The organism is Streptomyces sp. NPDC015220, assembly GCF_043079345.1.
Lineage (GTDB): Bacteria > Actinomycetota > Actinomycetes > Streptomycetales > Streptomycetaceae > Streptomyces.
The window spans coordinates 44778-58916 of sequence record NZ_JBIBUK010000011.1; the positions used below are offsets into that span (position 1 = coordinate 44778).

The 14139-nt window shown below is 72.9% G+C and carries 12 protein-coding genes; 10 read left to right on the forward strand and 2 right to left on the reverse strand.

Annotated features, from left to right (window positions below):
- Positions 1 to 408: 408 nt before the first annotated feature.
- A complete protein-coding gene (locus tag ACF061_RS21950; RefSeq protein WP_392268608.1) occupies positions 409 to 1155 on the forward strand; it encodes an MBL fold metallo-hydrolase in 747 nt (248 codons plus the stop codon).
- Positions 1156 to 1165: 10 nt separating this feature from the next.
- Positions 1166 to 2401, forward strand: coding sequence for a DUF4032 domain-containing protein (locus ACF061_RS21955; protein WP_392268609.1), 1236 nt, complete (start codon positions 1166 to 1168; stop codon positions 2399 to 2401).
- A gap of 13 nt (positions 2402 to 2414) precedes the next feature.
- On the opposite strand, the gene ACF061_RS21960 is transcribed toward ACF061_RS21955, so the two are convergent.
- Entirely contained in the window at positions 2415 to 3287 is an 873-nt protein-coding gene (locus tag ACF061_RS21960) for a universal stress protein (protein WP_392268610.1), read from the reverse strand.
- 223 nt (positions 3288 to 3510) lie between these two features.
- Between ACF061_RS21960 and ACF061_RS21965 the strand changes: the two genes are divergently transcribed.
- Genes ACF061_RS21965 through ACF061_RS21975 form a run of 3 tightly spaced genes read left to right on the forward strand, consistent with a single transcriptional unit; the run spans position 3511 to position 7006 of the window.
- Positions 3511 to 5187 (forward strand): FAD-dependent oxidoreductase, encoded by a 1677-nt coding sequence (locus tag ACF061_RS21965; protein WP_392268611.1) that lies wholly within the window; start codon positions 3511 to 3513, stop codon positions 5185 to 5187.
- A complete protein-coding gene (locus ACF061_RS21970; RefSeq protein ID WP_392268612.1) occupies positions 5184 to 6659 on the forward strand; it encodes an ATP-binding protein in 1476 nt (491 codons plus the stop codon). The genes ACF061_RS21965 and ACF061_RS21970 overlap by 4 nt, the downstream gene beginning before the upstream one ends.
- Positions 6656 to 7006: a UBP-type zinc finger domain-containing protein gene (locus tag ACF061_RS21975; protein ID WP_392268613.1), complete on the forward strand. Its 351-nt coding sequence runs from the start codon at positions 6656 to 6658 to the stop codon at positions 7004 to 7006. Before ACF061_RS21970 ends, ACF061_RS21975 begins: the two co-directional genes overlap by 4 nt.
- A gap of 64 nt (positions 7007 to 7070) precedes the next feature.
- On the opposite strand, the gene ACF061_RS21980 is transcribed toward ACF061_RS21975, so the two are convergent.
- Positions 7071 to 8855 (reverse strand): M4 family metallopeptidase, encoded by a 1785-nt coding sequence (locus ACF061_RS21980; protein WP_392268614.1) that lies wholly within the window; start codon positions 8853 to 8855, stop codon positions 7071 to 7073.
- 312 nt (positions 8856 to 9167) lie between these two features.
- On the opposite strand from ACF061_RS21980, the gene ACF061_RS21985 reads away from it, so the two are divergent.
- The 5 genes from ACF061_RS21985 to ACF061_RS22005 all read left to right on the forward strand — a co-directional run bounded on the left by ACF061_RS21985 (position 9168) and on the right by ACF061_RS22005 (position 14009).
- Positions 9168 to 10403 carry a serine hydrolase domain-containing protein gene (locus tag ACF061_RS21985; RefSeq protein WP_392268615.1) on the forward strand — a complete coding sequence of 412 codons (1236 nt, stop codon included), beginning with the start codon at positions 9168 to 9170 and terminating at the stop codon, positions 10401 to 10403.
- Positions 10404 to 10441: 38 nt separating this feature from the next.
- Positions 10442 to 11119 (forward strand): AIM24 family protein, encoded by a 678-nt coding sequence (locus ACF061_RS21990; RefSeq protein WP_392268616.1) that lies wholly within the window; start codon positions 10442 to 10444, stop codon positions 11117 to 11119.
- Between the two features lie 83 nt (positions 11120 to 11202).
- Positions 11203 to 12162, forward strand: a complete 960-nt coding sequence (locus ACF061_RS21995) for a threonine/serine dehydratase (RefSeq protein ID WP_392268617.1) — start codon at positions 11203 to 11205, stop codon at positions 12160 to 12162.
- Between the two features lie 298 nt (positions 12163 to 12460).
- Positions 12461 to 13432 carry an LLM class F420-dependent oxidoreductase gene (locus ACF061_RS22000; RefSeq protein WP_392268618.1) on the forward strand — a complete coding sequence of 324 codons (972 nt, stop codon included), beginning with the start codon at positions 12461 to 12463 and terminating at the stop codon, positions 13430 to 13432.
- A gap of 151 nt (positions 13433 to 13583) precedes the next feature.
- Entirely contained in the window at positions 13584 to 14009 is a 426-nt protein-coding gene (locus tag ACF061_RS22005; RefSeq protein ID WP_392268619.1) for an SsgA family sporulation/cell division regulator, read from the forward strand.
- Positions 14010 to 14139: the final 130 nt, after the last annotated feature.

The window sequence follows — 14139 nt, forward strand, 5'->3', positions numbered from 1 at the left end:
GGGATTGTACGTCTCAGGCACGAATACCGGCGCCGACAACCGCGGCCGGAACCCCGCCGGTCGGCACCGCCCGGACCGACACGAGACGCCCGGCCGCCGTCGGCGGGCCACCACCGACGGCGGCCCCGTCACCCCGTCGCCCCGTGCCCCGTCGCCCCGTGCCCTGTGCCCCGTGCCTCACCGCCCCGTGCCCCGGGCGCCGGCGGCGTGGGCCGGCGCCGGCACCGCCCGGCGCTTGCCGGGTCGGTACCGTCCGGACTGCCGGACCGCCCGGATCGCCCGGCTCCCCCTGGGCCGGCCGGAGTAGGCCGGAGCCGGCCGGGCGGGCCGCCCGCGCTCCTGCGACCGGTCCGCGTCTGGTTTGCTGTCCCTCGACGGACAGCCATCCGGGGACGCGGGAGAGACGTGATGCGGGCGGGCGTGCAGCAAGTGGCCGACGGCACCTATCTGGTGCACGGCAGCAACACCAACTGGGTGATCCTCACCGAGGGCGACGCGGTCACACTCATCGACACCGGGTATCCCGGGGACCGGCAGCAGGTGCTCGCGTCGCTGGCCGCGGTGGGCGGTTCCGCTGAGGCGGTGGCGGCGGTGCTGATCACCCACGCGCACAACGACCATCTGGGCTCCGCCCAGTACCTGCGCGAGACCTACGGCACCCCGGTACGTCTGCACGAGGCCGAAGTACCGCACGCCCGGCGGGAGTTCCTGCACCAGGTCACCCTCGGGCAGGTGCTGCGCAACGGCTGGCGGCCGGGTGTGCTGCCCTGGGCGGTGCACGCGGTGCGCTCCGGCGGCACCGCGCACGTCCCCGTCGCCGAGCCCGAGCCGCTGCCGGCGGCCGGACCGCTGGACCTGCCGGGGCGGCCCGTGCCGGTGCACACCCCCGGTCACACCCTGGGTCACACGGTGTTCCACCTGCCGCAGGCGGGTGTGCTGGTCTCCGGGGACGCCCTGGTGAGCGGCCATCCCACCTCGCGGGTCCAGGGGCCGCAGCTGCTGCCCGACATGTTCCACCACCAACGCGCCCGGGCGCTGGCCTCGCTGGACGTACTGGAGGAGCTCGACGCCGACGTGCTGCTGCCCGGGCACGGGCCCGTGCACCGGGGCCCGGTCGGGCAGGCCGCACGGCGGGCCCGGGACGGCGCCCTCTAAGGTTTCGGCCATGGCCTTGCAGATCAGCGCCACCAATCCGGAGCACCCCGCCCTCCTGCTCGCGCTGCCGTGGGAGACGCCGCTGGAGGAGTGGCCCGAGGAGTACCTCGTGCCGCTGCCGCGCGGCATCTCCCGGCACGTCGTGCGCTACGCCCGCGCCGGCGACGAGGTGGTCGCCGTGAAGGAGCTCGCCGAACGGCCGGCCCTGCGCGAGTACGAGTTGCTGCGCGACCTGGACCGGCTCGGCATCCCCGCGGTGGACGCGCTCGGCGTGGTCACCGGGCGCACCGACCGCGCGGGGGCCCCGCTGGAGCCGGTGCTGATCACCCGGCACCTGGGCGGCTCGCAGCCGTACCGCTCGATGTTCGAGACCACCATGCGCCCGGTCACCATGCACCGGCTGATGGACGCCCTGGCCGTGCTGCTGGTGCGGCTGCACCTGGCCGGGTTCGCCTGGGGCGACTGCTCGCTGTCCAACACGCTCTTCCGGCGCGACGCGGGCGCGTACGCCGCCTACCTGGTCGACGCCGAGACCGGCGACCTGCACCCGCAACTGAGCACCGGGCAGCGGGAGTACGACCTGGACCTCGCCCGCGTGAACATCAGCGGCGAGCTGCTGGACCTGGAGGCGTCCGGGGCGCTGCACCCCTCGGTCGACGCGATCGAGTTCGGTGCGGAGATCTGCGCCCGGTACCACGGACTGTGGCAGGAACTGACCCGTACCTCGGTCTACCCGGCGGGCAAGTACCACTACATCGAGCGCCGGATACGACGGCTCAACGACCTCGGTTTCGACGTCGCCGAGATGCAGATCGAGTCCTCCTCCAACGGCGACACGGTCACCTTCGTGCCCAAGGTCGTCGACGCCGGTCACCACCAGCGGCAACTGCTGCGGCTCACCGGCCTGGACACCGAGGAGAACCAGGCGCGGCGGCTGCTGACCGACTTGGAGAGCTGGATGGCCACCCAGGACGACTACGCCCCGGGCGATCCCCTCGCCGCCCGTCCGGAGGTGCTGGCGCACCGCTGGGTGCGGGACGTGTTCCGGCCCACCGTGCGGGCGGTGCCGCGCGAACTGCGCGGCACCATGGACCCGGCCGAGCTGTACCACCAGTTGCTGGAGCACCGCTGGTACCTGTCCGAGCGGGCGCAGCACGACATCGGCCTCGACACCGCCGTCGCCGACTACGTCAAGAACATCCTGCCCAGGGCACGCGAGACGCTGGAGCCGACGACGCCGGAGTGAGGGCGGGCGCGGGTCAGGTGTGCGGGACGACGGCCACCGGGCAGCCGGCGTGGTGCAGCACCCCGTGCGCGACCGAGCCGATCCGAGCGCCCACCGCCGTACGGCGGGCCCGGCGGCCCACGACCACCAGTTGTGCGCGCTCGGCCGCGGTCAGCAGCACCTGGCCCGCGCTGCCCATCTCCACGTGCTCGACGACGGGGACGTCGGGGAAGCGCTCGCGCAGCGGTGCGAGCGCCTCGGCCAGCGCCTTCTTCTCGTACGGCTCCAGACCGCCGGCCTCGTCGAGCAGTCTCAGCGAGCCGGGGCTGTAGGCGAACACCGGCGGCAGGGTCCAGGCGCGCACCGCCCGGACGGTGGCGCCGCGGGCGGCGGCGCTCTCGAAGGCGAACCGCAGGGTCCGGGCGCTGTCGTCGGGGCCGCCGTGCTGGCCGACGACGACCTCCCGGCCCGCGGCCTCGGCGGCGGGTTCGTCGCCGGCCCGGACCAGGACGACGGGCCGGGCGGCCTCGGCGATCACCTGCTGCCCGACCGAGCCGACCAGGAAGCCGATGAGGGGGCCCTGCCCGCGCGAGCCGAGGACCAGCGTCTCGGCGTCCGCCGCCGCGGCGACCAGCGCCTCCACGGCGCCGTCCTCCACGGCGTCGGTGGTGACGGTCAGCCGCGGGTGGCGCTCGGCGACGTCACGGGCCGCAGCGGCGACCGAGTCGTGCGCCCACTGTCGCTGGGTGTCCCGGTCGCCGAGGTCGAAGGCGTCGTGCGTCTCGAAGCGCCAGGCGTGCACGACGCGCAGCGGCAGCCCGCGGCGCTCGGCCTCCCGGCCCGCCCACGCCAGCGCGGCGAGGCTTTCCCGGGATCCGTCCACCCCTGCCGTGATCGGCCTCGTCATGCCGTCCGCCTCCCTGTTCCGTGTTCCCACCAGTGGATCTGGTCCGGGCCCAGTCTTCCCCATGCCGCGTCCCGCATGTCGCACCGGTGTGCCCCGCGCACGGTCCGGGGCCGGCCGCGGGTGCCGAGCGGAGCCGGACGATCGAACATACGATGGGCGCGGAGTGGGCGGGCAGACGACGGAGGCACCGGGCCGCCGGCCGACCGCTCGGGGCGGGAGACACATGGCACAGGCCGCGGAGCCGACGCGGACCGTCATCATGACCGTGGACGACGATCCGGGGGTTTCCCGTGCCGTCGCCCGCGATCTCAGGCGGCGCTACGGCCAGTCGTACCGGATAGTGCGCGCGGAGTCCGGCGAGTCCGCCCTGGAGGCGCTGCGCGAGCTGAAGCTGCGCGGCGACCTGGTGGCGGTGATCCTGGCGGACTACCGCATGCCGCGGATGAACGGCATCGAGTTCCTCGAGCAGGCGCTGGACGTGTACCCCGGGGCGCGGCGCGTGCTGCTGACCGCGTACGCGGACACCAACGCGGCGATCGACGCGATCAACGTGGTCGACCTGGACCACTACCTCCTCAAGCCCTGGGACCCGCCCGAGGAGAAGCTGTACCCGGTCCTGGACGACCTGCTCCTGGCGTGGCGGCGCAGCGACCACCGGCCGGTGCCCAGCACCAAGGTGGTGGGGCACCGCTGGTCGGCGCGGTCCTCGGAGGTGCGCGAGTTCCTGGCCCGCAACCAGGTGCCCTACCGCTGGTACTCCTCCGACGAGCCGGAGGGGCGGCGGCTGCTCCGGGCGGCCGACCAGGACGGGCAGCGGCTGCCGCTGGTGGTGACCCCGGACGGCACACCGATGGTCGAGCCGGAGGCGCCCGAGCTCGCCGCCCGGGTGGGGCTGGCGACGACGCCGGCGGCCGACTTCTACGACCTGGTCGTGGTCGGCGGCGGCCCGGCCGGGCTCGGCGCGGCCGTGTACGGCGCCTCCGAGGGGCTGCGGACCGTGCTGGTGGAGCGCTCGGCGACCGGCGGCCAGGCCGGGCAGAGCTCGCGCATCGAGAACTACCTCGGTTTCCCGGACGGTGTCTCGGGCGGTCAGCTCACCGACCGGGCGCGCCGGCAGGCGGCGAAGTTCGGCGCGGAGATCCTCACCGCGCGGGAGGTGACCGGGCTGGAGGTCAACGGCGCGGCGCGCACCGTGCGGTTCTCGGACGGCTCGGCGGTCGCCGCGCACAGCGTGATCCTGGCGACCGGCGTCTCCTACCGGCAGCTGCCGGCGCCCGGCGCGGGCGAGCTGACCGGCTGCGGCGTGTTCTACGGCTCGGCGCTGACCGAGGCGCCCTCCTGCAAGGGACAGGACATCTACATCGTGGGCGGCGCCAACTCGGCGGGCCAGGCGGCGATGTACCTGTCCCGGGGCGCCAAGTCGGTGACCCTGCTGGTGCGCGGCCCGTCGCTGGCGGCGTCGATGTCGTACTACCTCATCCAGCAGATCGAGGAGTCGCCGAACATCTCGGTGCGCACCGGCACGGTGGTCGAGGCCGCGCACGGCTCGGGGCACCTGGAGCGGCTCACGCTGCGCGACCTGGCCAGCGGACGGACCGAACAGGTGGACGCCCAGTGGATGTTCGTGTTCATCGGCGCGGCGCCGCTGACCGACTGGCTGGACGGCACGGTGCTGCGGGACGAGCGCGGGTTCATCCTGGCCGGGCCCGACCTCACCGCCGACGGGCTGCCGCCGGCGGGCTGGGAGCTGGACCGGCCGCCGTACCACCTGGAGACCAACGTGCCCGGTGTGTTCGTGGCGGGTGACGCGCGGGCGGAGTCCGCCAAGCGCGTCGCGTCCGCCGTCGGGGAGGGAGCCATGGCCGTGATGCTGGTCCACCGCTACCTGGAGCAGTCGTGAGCGGACGGTTGCTGCCGTGCAGCGCCAAGGAGATCGCCGGGCTGTTCCTGTTCGAGGAGCTGTCCGTCGAGCAGTTGGGCAGGCTGTGCACCGACGGACAGGTCGAGCTGTTCGAACCCGGTCCGGTCTACACCGAGGGTGATCCGGCCACCTGCTTCTACGTGATGATCGAGGGCACGGTGGTGCTCTCCCGCCGGGTCGGCGGCGACGACGTGGAGGTCTCCCGGACCTCGCAGCCCGGGGTCTACGGGGGCGCCATGCAGGCGTACCTCGGCGACCGGGTGCGGCAGGTCTACAACAACTCGATGCGGGTCACGGTGCCCACACGGTTCTTCGTGCTGCCCGCGGACACGTTCGCGACCGTCATGCGGGAATGGTTCCCGATGGCCGTGCACCTGCTGGAGGGGCTGTTCTTCGGGGCGAAGAACACCCAGGCGGCCATCGGGCAGCGGGAACGGCTGCTGGCGCTCGGTTCGTTGTCCGCCGGACTGACGCACGAGCTGAACAATCCGGCGGCGGCCGCCGTCCGGGCCACGGCGGCGCTGCGCGAGCGGGTGGCCAAGATGCGGCACAAGCTCGCCGTCATCGCCGAGGGCCCGTTCTCCCGCGACCAGTTGGCGAACCTCATCGAGATCCAGGAGCGCACCGCCGAGCGGGTCGCCAAGGCGCCCTCGCTCAGTCCCCTGGAGGCCGCCGACCGGGAGGACGCCGTCACCGACTGGCTGGAGGACCGCGGCGTCGCCCAGGGCTGGCAGCTGGCCCCCGTCTTCGTGCAGGCCGGGCTGGACGTCGACTGGCTGGAGCAGGTGGCGGCCGCGGTGGACGAGGAGATCCTGCCGGGGGCGGTGGGATGGCTGAACTACACGGTGGAGACCGAGCTGCTGATGGACGAGATCGCGGACTCCACCACCCGCGTCTCGCGACTGGTGGACGCCGCCAAGCAGTACTCTCAGCTGGACCGCGCTCCCTACCAGGTCGCCGACGTGCACGAACTCCTCGACAGCACGCTGCTGATGCTGTCGGGCAAGACCGGGCCGCGCATCAGGGTCGTCAAGGACTACGACCGCACGCTGCCCAGGATCCCCGCCTATCCGGCCGAACTCAACCAGGTGTGGACCAACCTGATCGACAACGCGGTCTGCGCCATGCGGACCGCGGACGGCGAGGGCACGCTGACCGTGCGGACCGCGCTGCACGCCGACCGGCTGCTCGTCGAGTTCCGGGACACCGGCCCGGGTGTTCCCGCGGAGATCCGCGACCGTATCTTCGACCCGTTCTTCACCACCAAGCCGGTCGGCGAGGGCACCGGGCTCGGTCTGGACATCTCCTGGCGGATCGTGGTCAACAAGCACCACGGCAGTCTCCTGGTGGAGTCGGCGCCGGGCGACACCCGGTTCCAGGTCCTGCTGCCGCTGACCGCCGCGGACGCCGACGGCCTCCCACTGATACCCACGCCCGAGGAGCAGACATGACCAGTGACGACCGGATCGACCCCGCCGTGCCGCCGAGCGGCGCCGGCTGCGTCGAGTGCGACGCGTCCGGCGGCTGGTGGTTCCACCTGCGGCGCTGTGCCGCCTGCGGCCACGTCGGCTGCTGCGACGACTCCCCCTCCAAGCACGCCACCGCCCATTACCGGGCCACCGGGCACCCGTTGATCCGCAGCTTCGAGCCGGGCGAGGCGTGGTTCTGGGACTACGCGACCGAGGAACTGTACGAGTCCGGTCCCGAACTCGCGCCGCCGGTCTCCCACCCGGCCGGCCAGCCGGTGCCGGGTCCGGCGGGACGGGTTCCCGCGAACTGGGCGGACACCCTGCGCTGAGGCCGTCGACGAGGATGCCCCGCCGGAGGCGGGGCATCCCTGTGTCACCGGGTCCGACTCACCGTCAGGGGGTGTTGGCGGCGGTGACGTTGACCGCGGCCCAGGCGCGGTCCACCGTCTTGTACTCGGTGCTGCTCGCGCCGTAGAGGTCCTTGGCCGCCTGCAGCGTCGCGACGCGCGCGTCGTGGAAGTCGGTGGAGGAGACCATGTAGCGAGTCAGCGCCCGGTAGAAGATGGCGGTGGCCTTGGTGCGGCCGATGCCCTTCACCGACAGGCTGTGGTACGTCGGCGAGTTGTAGGCGACGCCGCCGATCGTCTTCTTGCCGCTGCCCTCGGCGAGCAGGTAGTACGCGTGCGAGGAGACGCCGGAGCCGGCGTGCACCTCGGTGTAGTACACGTCGGACGACCAGTAGTCGATCGTGCCCTCGAGCTTGTCCAGGGACGGGTGGTCGAGCCGGCGCAGGAACTTCTGGGCCAGTCCCAGCTTCTCGCCGATGAGGTAGTTCGGCGGGTTCTTCGCGTTGTTGGTGAAGAACTCGACGTTGGAGCCGAAGATGTCGGCCAGCGACTCGTTCAGCGACCCGGGCTCGCCGTACTGGTTGCCGTAGGGGTCCACGCGGGTGGGCTCGAGCCTGGCCGTGGCGTCCACCACGCCGTGGGTGAGCTCGTGACCGGTGACGTCCAGCGCGACGAGCGGCTTCTTGAACGTCTGGCCGTCGCCGTCGCCGTACAGCATGCAGTCGCACGTCGGGTCCCAGAACGCGTTCGCGATCTTGTTCCCGAAGTGGACCATGGCCTGGGCGCCCTTGGAGTTGTTCTCGATGCCCTTGCGCCCGAAGGTCTTCTTGTAGAAGTCCAGCGTCTTGGTGACGCCGTACTGGGCGTCCACGGCGGCGCTGACACGGCTGGAGACCGCGCCGTTGCCCCAGGTGTTGGTGGAGCTGACGATCTTCTTGCCGCCGGCGAAGTCCTCCAGCTCCCTGTTCTGGGCGTCCCGCGTCTCGGTGCCGTAGCGGGAGGGGTCCTTGAGCAGGAACCAGGGCTTGGACGTCTGGGTCGTGGTCAGGGAGACCTTGCCCAGGAACAGCGACGAGCCGGTGCCCGTCACGGTCTTGGGGTAGGTGTTGGCCACGGCGGTGCCGATCGAGCCCATCGAACCGGCCGGCGGGGTGTTGTACGTCGACGGGTCGATGACCTGTCCGCTGTCGCGCAGGACGGCGAGCAGCTTCGGCGACAGGAACTCGTCGCTGTCGGGCGTGTTGCTGCGCACCTCGCCGGTGACGGCGTCGATGACGACGGTCCGCGAGCCGGTGGAGTCCGAGGTCGGGGCGCCGGTGACCTGCACCTGGTAGGCGAGGGCCGAGGCGCCGCCGCGGGCGTCCACCACCAGGTGGGCGGTCCCCGCGTCGCCCTTGGCGACCGAGGCGGCCTTGGCCGCCGCCTGGGCGGCCGACACCTTGGCCTTGGTGGTGGCGGGCCTGACGCTCTGGTCGGCGGCCCGGGTCACCCCGGTGTAGGCCAGGGTGCGGTTGAGGTGGACGACGAGGTCGCCACCGAGCACGGGCATGCCCTGGTGCAGGCGTATGAACCGGACGTGCCGCGCGCCCTCGGGGTCGAGCATGACGTCCTGGGCGCGCAGTTCGTCCCCCTGCGTGACGCCGGTCGCCGACGCGTGGGCGAAGGCGGCGGCGCGGGCGGCGTCCACCACGAGGGCGGTGGAGCCGCCGATGGACGACACGGTGCGGCTGGGCCCCGCGGGGGCGGCCAGCGCCGTGCCGGCCAGGCCCGTGGCGGCCGTCGTCGCGACGACGACGGCGACCGCCACGCTGCGTATGTGGGGTCTGTGCACTCTTTGGGATTCCTTCGTTCGTGAAGGCGGCCGGGATCGCCAACCGCCCCGACGCATGGCGTCGTTGCGCCATGGGGGCTGGTCTGGCCCCGGGACCGTACCCTTATGGATCGGTCATGGGCATGTAAAGCACGAATGATCCATTCCGTGCACTCCATGACAATCCTTTGCCAATCCACCCCACTCAGTGATCGGTGCGTGACCAACTGTGTGTCGTCTGTGGAGATGTGACCCGATGAGAGATGGTTGCACGGCCCACATGTGATCGATCTCGCACGGACGACGCGCGGACGGAGACGGGAGAGGAATCCTATGGCCTCACTGAGGACGTGCAGGAGCGCGGTGCTCGGTTCGCTGGTGCTGGCCCTGGCGGCGGGCCCGGCCCACGGGGCGGGCCACCGGCCGGACGTCTTGGCGGCCGCCGCGCCGGCCGCGCTGCCGGCGCCCGATCCCGTGGCCCTCGACGGCCTGCTGCGCGCCGCGCTGTCCCAGGGCGCACCGGGAGCGACGGCACGGATCGACGACCGCCGCACGGCCCACGACGACCACGCCACCGTCCACAAGGCCGCCGAAGGGGTCGCCGACCTGGGCACCGGCGAGGTGATGGACACCGCACACCGGTTCCGCATCGGCAGCGTCACCAAGACCTTCTCGGCCGTCGTGCTGCTGCAACTGGCCGCCGAGGGCAGGCTGAGGCTCGACGCCTCCGTCGACCACTACCTGCCGGGCCTGCTGCCCGACGAACGGATCACCGTGCGGCACGTACTCAGCCACCGCAGCGGCCTGTACGACTACACCGACGACATGTTCGCCCGGACCGTCCCGGGCTTCGAGGCCGTGCGCTCCAGGGTCTTCACCTACCGCGAGCTGCTGGCCCGGTCCCTTCAGCACCCGCGCACCCAGGCTCCCGGCGCCGCCTACTCCTACTCCAACACCAACTTCGTGGTCGCGGGCCTGCTCATCGAGAAGCTGACGGGCCATCCGGTGCGCGCCGAGTACGAGAACCGCGTCATCAGGCCGCTGAGGCTGGCCGACACCTCCTACGTCCATCCGAGCACCAGGATCCCCGGCCGTCACGCGCACGGCTACCTCACCCCGGACGAGGCCGGGGCCGCCCTGGTGGACGCCACCGACCAGACGGTGTCCTGGGCGCAGAGCGCGGGCGCCCTGATCTCCTCCGCCCGCGACCTGAACACCTTCTTCTCGGCCCTGCTCGGCGGCCGGCTGCTGCCCGCCGCGCGACTGGCGGAGATGGAGCGGTGGATCCCGGCCGGCACCGACCAGGGGTACGGTCTCGGGCTGCGCCGCCGCGACCTGTCCTGCGGAGTGTCGGTCCGCGGGCACACCGGCGCCGTCCAGGGCTACTACACCTACGCGTTCACCAGCGAGGACGGCAGGCGCAGTCTGACCGCGTTCGCCAACACCTCCAACAACGGCGCGGTGCACCGCACCATGCTGGGGACGCTGGAGGCGGCGTTCTGCGGGAAGCGGACGAAAGCGCTCCTCGCCGCCCCCGGCACGGCCGAGGCCGACGACTTCTCCGAGTGATCTTGGCGGAACCGATCCTTCCGGGCCAGGATGCGCGCATGAAGGGTGATCTCTTTTCCAGTGAGCACGTGGTGCGGCCCGCGACAGCGCCGGGCATGTACGTCGAGAACGCCAAGTGCGTCAAGTACGCCGTCGACGGCGAGATGCTGGCCCGTCAGGGGTCGATGGTGGCCTTCCGGGGCGACCTCAGGTTCGAGCGCAAGGGTCAGGGCGTGGGCGGCATGCTCAAGCGCGCGGTCACCGGGGAGGGACTGCCGCTGATGACGGTGCGCGGGCGGGGCGAGGCCTGGTTCGCGCACGAGGCGCAGAACTGCTTCGTCGTCGAGATCGGCCCCGGCGACGAGTTCACCGTCAACGGCCGCAACGTCCTGTGCTTCGACGCCACGCTGGCGTACGAGATCAAGACGGTCAAGGGCTCGGGCATCGCCGGCGGCGGGCTGTTCAACAGCGTGTTCACCGGCCAGGGCCGGCTCGCTCTGGTCTGCGAGGGCAACCCGCTCGTCATACCGGTCACGCCCGAGCAGCCGGTGTACGTCGACACGGACGCCGTCGTCGGCTGGACGGCGAGCCTGCAGACGTCGCTGCACCGCTCCCAGTCGATCGGCTCCATGCTGCGCGGCGGCTCCGGCGAGGCGGTGCAGCTGATGCTCCAGGGCCAGGGCCACGTCGTCGTCCGGCCCAGCGAGGCCACCCCGCAGAAGGCCCAGCAGCACTGAGGGATCTTGACCCGCGCCGCCCCGCCGGGTGAGGGTCGGGGCAGCGCGGGCCGTCGTCCCCCGCGCCGGAGAGGTGGACTGCCTTGATCGGCATCCCGGAGATCGAAGCCGCGGCCGAGCGGATCGCCGGACACGTCGTGCGGACCCCGACCGTGCCGAGTCCCGGTCTGTCCGCGCTGCTGGGCGCCCCGGTCACCGCGAAACTGGAGCTGTTGCAGCGCACCGGCTCGTTCAAGGCGCGCGGCGCGACGGCGAAGCTGCTCTCGCTCGGCGCGGCGGAACGCGCCGCGGGCGTGGTCGCGGTCAGCGGCGGCAACCACGGCATCGCCCTCGCGGTGATGGCCGCCGCCCTCGAGGTGAAGGCCACGGTGGTGATGCCTCGGACGGCCCCGGCCCGGTCCATCGCGATCGCGGAGGAGACCGGGGCGTCGGTGCGGCTCACCGACGGCATGGGCGAGGCGTTCGCGACGGCGGCGCGGCTGCGCGACGAGGGCCTCACCCTGGTCCACCCCTTCGACGACCCGGTGGTCATCGCCGGGCAGGGAACCGTCGGCCTGGAGCTGGCGCAGGACGCCGACGAGCTCACCGACGTCCTGGTCAGCGTCGGTGGCGGCGGGCTGATCGCGGGCGTCGCCGCGGCGCTGCGCGCGCTGCGTCCCGGGGTGCGGGTCTGGGGTGTGGAGACGGCGGGCGCCGAGGCCATGTCCGAGGCGCTGACGGCCGGCGGCCCGGTGCCGGTGGCCCTCTCCTCGATCGTCACGACGCTGAGCGCGCCCACGGTGTCGCGGTCGACCTACGACCATGCCGCCGCCCTGGTCGAGGAGGTGATCGTGGTCACGGACCGGGAGGCGGTCCAGGGCTGCCTCGACCTCGCCGAGCACGCCAAGGTGTGGGCCGAGCCCGCCGCCGGCTGTCTCCTGCCGGCCGCCCGTCGGGTGCGCGAGCGGATCGGCGCGGACGCCCGGCTCGGGCTCGTGGTGTGCGGGGGCAACGCGACGACCGCCGACGTCATGTCCTGGGTGGAGCGGTTCGGACTGCGCTGAGGCCGCGGCCCGGCGGCCGTCCTCCCGGAGGGACAACCGCCGACCCGGCTCCTCTCCCGAACGACCGGACACCCTCGGCCGGGGGTCTCCCGCGGGCCGGGGACTCCGGCCGGCCGGGATCTCCCGTCGGCCGGGTCTCCCACCGGCCCGGGCGGCTCCTCGCCGTGCCGGCCGGTCCCTCCCGGCGTCCTCGGCGCGGCGGTGCGCGGCGGGTCCTCGTCGGCCGCCCGGGCACGCTCCGCCCGGCCTCCGGCCGAGCCCCCCGTTTTCACCCACGCCGTGCGGGGACTCGGACGCCATGGTGCAAATCGGATACACGATGATGACCGAGCAGGCCGGGCCGCGTGAGCTGGTCGACCATGTGGTGCGGGCGGAGGAGGCCGGCTTCGACTTCTCGGTGACCTCCGACCACTACTTCCCGTGGCTGCGCTCGCAGGGTCACGCGCCGTACGCGTGGAGCGTCCTCGGGGCGGCCGCCCAGGCGACCTCGCGCATTCCCCTCATGACGTACGTGACCTGCCCCACCTTCCGCTACCACCCGGCGGTGGTGGCGCAGAAGGCGGCGACCGTGCAGCTGCTGTCGCAGGGACGGTTCCGGCTGGGCCTGGGCTCCGGCGAGAACCTCAACGAGCACGTGGTGGGCGGTGGCTGGCCGTCCGTCGACGTACGCCACGAACGGCTCGAAGAAGCCGTCGAGATCATCCGCGCGCTGTTCCAGGGCGGTCATGTCACCCGGCACGGCGCGCACTTCGACGTCGAGTCCGCCCGGCTGTGGGACCTGCCGGACCAGCCGCCGCCCATCGGCATCGCCGTCTCCGGTGAGCGGTCGTGCAGGCTGGCCGGCCATCTCGCCGACCTGGTCATCGCCACCGAGCCCAAGGCGGACCTGCTGGCGGCCTTCGACCGGCACGGCGGCCAGGGCAAGCCCCGGGTGGGCCAGTTGCCGGTCTGCTACGACACCGACCGGGAGGCGGCCGTCGAGCGGGCGCACGACCAGTTCCGCTGGTTCGGCAGCGGCTGGAAGGTGAACTCCGAGCTGCCGCACCCGGATTCGTTCGACGCGGCCACCCAGTTCGTCACGCCCGCCGACGTCGCCGGGTCGATCCCGTGCGGCGACGACCCGGAGGCGTTCGTCGAGGCCGTACGCCCCTACGCCGACGCCGGGTTCACCGAGATCGCCCTGGTGCAGATCGGCGGGGAGACCCAGGCGCCGTTCCTGGACTGGTCGGCGAAGACCCTGCTGCCCGCGCTGCGGGACGCGTTCGGCTGACCGCGGGCCCCAGGGCCACCGGCCGAGGCCCCGCACGGTCGTGGGGGTCCGTCGGCGGACGCACACGAGATTCACCCGGACGCCTGAGCATCTTGCGCGTCTGGGGGGTACTAGAGGGCTCTACGTCCTGATGTCCTCGGAGGGCCTTCTCGTGAACTGTTTCGTGCACAGGACCCTGGTGGTGCAGTTGCAGGCGGGCGGCACGGACCGTTTCTCCGTGCTGGCACACCTGGGTTACGACGCCGACGACCCCTTCGCGGTCACGGCCGTCTTCAGCCACGACGGACGGGTGCTCGCCCGGTGGAAGCTGGACCGGGAGATGCTCGGCGAGGGACTGACCCGTCCGGTGGGCATGGGCGACGTCCGCTTCCGTCCCGTGTCCACCGGGCCGTGGGAGGAGCTGTGCATGGAGTTCTACGGCGACGCCCACCCCGACGGCGGCCGGCACCACGCCACGGTGTACGTGTGGGCGCCCGCCGTCGCGGCCTTCCTGCGGGAGACCCACGAGGTGGTGGCACCGGGCGAGGAGGAGGTCGGCGTCGACGAGTTCCTGGCCGAGGTCATCACGGGCGGCTGAACCACGGAAACCGAGGGGCCCGCGCGCCCGGGCCGGGCGGGGGGCCCCCCCGGTTGGGGGCCCGGCGCCCCCGCCCCCGGGGGTGGGGCGGCGGGGGCCCACCGGGCCGCCCCACCCCCACCACCCGGGG